Source organism: Streptomyces sp. XM83C (assembly GCF_023072675.1).
Lineage (GTDB): Bacteria > Actinomycetota > Actinomycetes > Streptomycetales > Streptomycetaceae > Streptomyces > Streptomyces thermocoprophilus.
On the sequence record NZ_JALLGL010000572.1, the window covers coordinates 1 to 1,403 of the forward strand.

Genomic DNA, 1,403 nt, shown 5'->3' on the forward strand with positions numbered 1-1,403 from the left:
CGGTGGGGCACGAGGGCCTTTCTGGTCGCCGGTGCAGATCTCGCAATCCACACCGAGCCAGAGGGCCCTCACCCATTTCAAGATCACACGTCAGTGATCGCTGTCACCAACCTCCGTGGACAGAACAACTAGCCTGCGCCGGCCTGCGGCAGCTCCTGGTCGGCGGCGTTGGCGTAGTTCGTGACCACGGTCAGGGAGACCTGGTTGGCCAGGACGAACAGCAGCGTCCACTTCGCTGCGTGCACGCTCTTGCCCAGGCCGGTGCCCCGCCAGTCGAACCGCGGCCGGAACCGGAAACCGGCCGCCCTGGCGAACGGGATCAGCGCCAGGGCCTGGACGGCGATGCCCGCAGTCGTCCCGATCCCCAGCAGCCGCACCTGGGCGGCGGTGATGTCCTCCACCCGATCGGGCACCGTCATCAGCCCCAGATAGGCGCCGAACATGCCGACCAGCACGACGTTGTTCAGCACCGGGGTCCACATCATCGCGCCGAACTTCTCCCGCGCGTTCAGCACCTGCCCGTAGATGCTGAACAGGCCATAGAAGAAGATCTGCGGCAACAGGAACCGCGCGAACGTCACCGTCAGCTCGAACGCCTCGTGACTGTCCGGGGTGTCCCGCATGTACAGGCCCACGATCTGCGGCGCCGCCCACACCGCCAGCGCCGTCCCCACCCCCAGCACGCACACCACGAGCGTGACCAGCCGCTGCTCGTAGGCCCGCCCGCCGTCGGGGTCCGTGGTCCGGGCCCGCACCAGCTGCGGCACCAGCACAGCATTGAGCGCGCCGCCGATCAGCAGCGTGTACAGGCTCGTCGGCACCGTGTTCGCCGTGTTGTACGTACTGGCCAGCAGGCCCGTTCCCAGCGCCGCGGCCTGCAGCACCTGACGGATCAGCCCCGTCGCCCGCGACACCACCGTGCCGACAGCCATCAACAAGGACGAACGCGCCAGCCCGCTCTTGTACTTCTTCCGCCGGGCGGCATGCCGCCCCCTTGTCTGCTGCTCCTGCGGCATGGTCTGCGCCGCGGAGTTCGCCCCCTCCACCATGCCGTCAACCTATGCCCCAAGATCCCACGCCCCCAATTCGCGCGCCTCACTGCTCGCGCGGTCCCGGCACGCGTCCCTCTGCCGCCTGGAGCGGCACACTCGCCCGGCCCGCTCATGCGGGGGCCGTCGCGTTCTCGCTCTCGGGGCGGCGCGGGCCGGGAACCGCATTGGCCGTGGGGGCCAGGTCCAGCTCCAGGCGGCTGTTCATGTCCAGCTCGAACCTGCCGTAGCTTGATCTTTAACCTGTGCGGCGAGGCCGTGGGGTCGTCGACTTCTTCGCCTTCGGTTTCGTGGTGTCTGTTTTGCGGGCTGTGTAGACGTCGTGCCGTGGAGTCGGCCGGGTGTTCTTGCTTC

General features: G+C 68.4%; 1 pseudogene. It reads right to left on the reverse strand.

Annotated features, from left to right (window positions below):
- Positions 1 to 131 precede the first annotated feature (131 nt).
- Positions 132 to 1,049: pseudogene (murJ, locus tag MTQ10_RS30415) on the reverse strand (murein biosynthesis integral membrane protein MurJ); the annotation flags it as partial.
- Between the last annotated feature and the right edge of the window lie 354 nt (positions 1,050 to 1,403).